At 56.0% G+C, this 3,386-nt stretch carries 6 protein-coding genes; all 6 read right to left on the bottom strand.

Going from position 1 to position 3,386, the window contains the following annotated elements:
* Positions 1–98: 98 nt before the first annotated feature.
* A complete protein-coding gene (locus JC607_RS25065; protein WP_198839428.1) occupies positions 99–293 on the bottom strand; it encodes a hypothetical protein in 195 nt (64 codons plus the stop codon).
* Between the two features lie 249 nt (positions 294–542).
* Positions 543–1,121, bottom strand: coding sequence for a 2OG-Fe(II) oxygenase (locus JC607_RS25060; protein WP_198839427.1), 579 nt, complete (start codon positions 1,119–1,121; stop codon positions 543–545).
* 293 nt (positions 1,122–1,414) lie between these two features.
* The gene (locus JC607_RS25055) at positions 1,415–2,218 is read right to left on the bottom strand and encodes a DUF4262 domain-containing protein (protein WP_198839426.1); all 804 of its coding nucleotides are present in this window, start codon (positions 2,216–2,218) and stop codon (positions 1,415–1,417) included.
* Between the two features lie 79 nt (positions 2,219–2,297).
* Positions 2,298–2,465: a hypothetical protein gene (locus JC607_RS25050; protein ID WP_198839425.1), complete on the bottom strand. Its 168-nt coding sequence runs from the start codon at positions 2,463–2,465 to the stop codon at positions 2,298–2,300.
* Positions 2,462–2,872, bottom strand: a complete 411-nt coding sequence (locus JC607_RS25045) for a hypothetical protein (RefSeq protein WP_198839424.1) — start codon at positions 2,870–2,872, stop codon at positions 2,462–2,464. The genes JC607_RS25050 and JC607_RS25045 overlap by 4 nt, the downstream gene beginning before the upstream one ends.
* Positions 2,873–2,896: 24 nt before the next feature.
* Positions 2,897–3,193: a hypothetical protein gene (locus tag JC607_RS25040; protein WP_198839423.1), complete on the bottom strand. Its 297-nt coding sequence runs from the start codon at positions 3,191–3,193 to the stop codon at positions 2,897–2,899.
* Between the last annotated feature and the right edge of the window lie 193 nt (positions 3,194–3,386).

Genomic DNA, 3,386 nt, shown 5'->3' with positions numbered 1-3,386 from the left:
CAAAGGGGTCACTTTTGGACGCCGATCAGGGGGCCCGTTTGGATGCCGATTGACACCCCCTTGTCCGGCATAGCGCTCGAATCGAAGGCCGATCCTCCTCACAGACTGAGCACCAGATTCACCCGGACCACAGTATCGCGCCCTTCGCTGACCGCCGCCAGCGCTGCCACGAAGTCGCGAAGGTTGCTGCCCGCCTGCGGCGCGGCATCGCCTTCGATCTGCCACTCGACAAGCTGCGGCATCGCCAAAGTCACGGTGGCCCATGTTGCGCCTGCGGTGTTGTTCTTCGTCATCTTTGCGGCTCCTGCTTCGCCCTGATTTATAGCGCAAAATTAACAGGTTGGCCGGATGGCGTACAAAATGGGGCGCTGCGGTTTGCCGGAAATATGTGGCAGTCGAGGGACAATGGCTGCGCCAGGATACAGGATATAGGCCCCTGGCAGTATCGGTCCCGAAAGAGCCTGCATCGTCTACAAGCGCTACACTTCGCGATGGGTCAGCTATGCGGGACGGAGCGGACAGTCGCTTCGTCAGGCACCACCTTAAGTCTCCAGTGCGAACATTACGTCAGTGCGGAGAACATACTTTTCGCCGCTAATGATTGGATCGCCCCTGTGGGAGAGCGGATGATGAAAGAACAGAGCCTTTCCTATCGAGGGCTCAATTGTGAAATCACTGAAAACATGGGGAGAGAAAATCTCGGAGAAGGATGTTCCGCCGCCCACACTCTCATCACTTAGGTAGATCATCATAGTGAATTTACTACGAAGCCCCCCATCTGCCACAAATTCTCCGTCCTGATGCCAGTCGAAAAATTGACCTGCACGGTAGCGATATATCCGAAATCTTTCGTTCAAGCATACCGCCTTGCCGCCTCGGAAGGGTGCTTGAAAATAAGAGTTTACTTTGTGCCACAAAGTTTTCGCGAGGACCGGATCGTCAAAGATCACACGGTCATTATTTCTAATCTCAAGCACGACCTGCGTGCCATTTTCAGACGTGATCGTGGCTGGTTGAAATCCCAATGAATTGGCTCGGGCAACTATACCTCGGCAAAACTCAGGTGTTTCAAAATCAGGGACCTCAAGGACCAAATTCTTCAGAACCGCAGGAACGGCCATCTCATTTCTCCAGAAACTTCAGTCAACAAGTTTGCACGTTGGACCGCCACGCGATCAACGATAGCAGCCCCGAAGGAAGACTGAGTGGCATAGCCACGGGAGATATGTAGATTTGTTCACCATGAAACTATCCATCGCATGACCTGACGGCAAGTTCAATTAATATGATGCGGACACGACCGTCCGCTCAGGGCTCTGAGTGTCGATCCTGACGGCCTGATACCGCCAGCAGCGCTGGACCGGGCCTGCTGTCGTCACGATGCGGACAAAGCTGACGCTCGGCAACCGCCACCTCAGGCGTCTATATCAGTTTCACTCCAAGCGTCCGAAATAGAAGATCTTTCAAATGCAGCGCCCTTAGGAACAAGCCAAGGGTCGAGTATGGACGGGTCGTTTTCTTTCAGGTGAGAGAAGTGGAGTATTCTGCCTCCGTCAGCAGAAAAATGGTCAACCTGGCCACAAAGGTACTGTGGAACATCGTCGTCGCCGTCAAAATCCCGACAGATGTATAAGATTGGCCGATCACCATCGAAAACGTGCTCGCAACAAATGCACATCGTGTGACACTTGTTGTCTAAAGCATGATCCATCGGCATGGCCTCTACAGGTTTCACTGACAAGGCGGCAGGATTTTCCGAGATACCTAAGGGTTCACACAGCAGCGGCATTGCTCGCCTGTAGTAGGCTGTCGCATTTGGATCCCACGGCCAGAGACCCGAAGTGTCCGGCCAGATAAGCTGAAACACCCGGAAGTTGTCATCATTGTGCAACCACAGGCCCCAACCGACATGCTCTGCATAGTGATCTTTCAGCATTGGGCTGAAGAACACGGGAAATCCGTCAAGAAAACCTTCGTAAGGCTGGTTTGGAACGAAGGTCTCTCCCTCACGCACTCTGCGATTGTATTCGTTAATGATCCAATGCCCCACCTCTAGCTTGAGCCCAGTAACCAGCAGGTCGGGTTGCCGTGATGTTTTCTCGATCCCAATCGAGTAGGCGAACTGCGGCAAGCTGTCTCCGGCTAGTACTTTCAACACATGACACCCGTAAGTGTTCACGTCATTCAGAGCTTTTGCATCGCGTTCTTCTTCTGTCATGCGATGAAAGTTGGCACAGACCGCTTCGTGGCACAATGACCGCAATGGGCTCCAAGCCTCGGTCTGTTTGATCTGCCCGTCATCGGTTCCACCATTTCCAGCCCCACCAGACGGCTGCGCCGACGAGCCACAGGCCAGCAAACAGCAGCGCAGCCATCGCCACCAGCGGCTGGACGAGGTAGAGGCATGCCAGGGTGAGCCAGACTGCGCAGGTGGCGAGGATCGGGCGGAACGTGTCGGGGCTCATGGCTGTGTCTCCTGCGGTTCGGCGGTCTTGGTAGCGAAGGCCCGTTCCCAATCCTCTGGTGACATGAATGCTTTCCATTGCTCCGGCGTCAGCGTGATCACCTTGCGCGGGCGGCATTTTCGACTGGCTGCCGGTTCAGCCTGCTTTCGCTCCGATGGTGGGCCAAAGATGATTTCCGCCTGCTCCGGCGTGAGCTCGATCCGTCTCACGGGTCTGCCATCCGGCGGGCAATCCTCTGCCGCCTTCGGTATCGCATCGGCAATCGGACCTCCGATCCGCCCCGAGGCAGTGGAGTTATGCACCAGCCAGTAGAAATCCATGCGGCGCAGGAAGTCGTCGCCATGGCGCACCAGTGCGAATGCGCCAATGAATGCAGCCGCCCCGAGAAACTTACTCACCCTGGCCATGATCTGATCCGCCCCCGACGCCCCTCACTGATAATTCGAGTTGCAGTAGGTGGTCCCAGTATAGCTCCGGCAGGTGGTATTCATCTGCCCGCCGGGACGCGGTCCATAGGCATAAACGGGCCGGTAGGCCGGGGCCGTTACCGCCTGCTGTTGCAGGTCGCGCATCGCGTTTTGCTGCATGGCGAGCAGCGCGCAGGCTTCGCGGATGCCCGAGCGACAGGCTTTCACCGGGTCACCGGGCAACGGCCCCAGCTTCTTTGCCGGGGCGCAGCCTGACAGGGCCACAGTCGCGCCGATCACCAGCCATTTCATCGCCTTCATATCGGATACTTTCACAAATCAGAACTATGCTTCAATTATTCAGGAAATTCAAAGCATGCTCGATTTATGCTGTCAGTATATGAAGCCTAATCCGGCATCATGGACAGCGATCTCAAACACTACATCGCCGGGCAGGTTCGGACCTTCCGCAAGGCGCGCGGCCTGCAACAGGCCCGGCTGGCCGAGGCCATCG

It is taken from the genome of Paracoccus sp. IB05 (assembly GCF_016405985.1).
Classification (GTDB): domain Bacteria; phylum Pseudomonadota; class Alphaproteobacteria; order Rhodobacterales; family Rhodobacteraceae; genus Pseudogemmobacter.
Note: the sequence above shows the minus strand (reverse complement) of the source record. Positions and strands in the feature narration are given on the sequence as shown.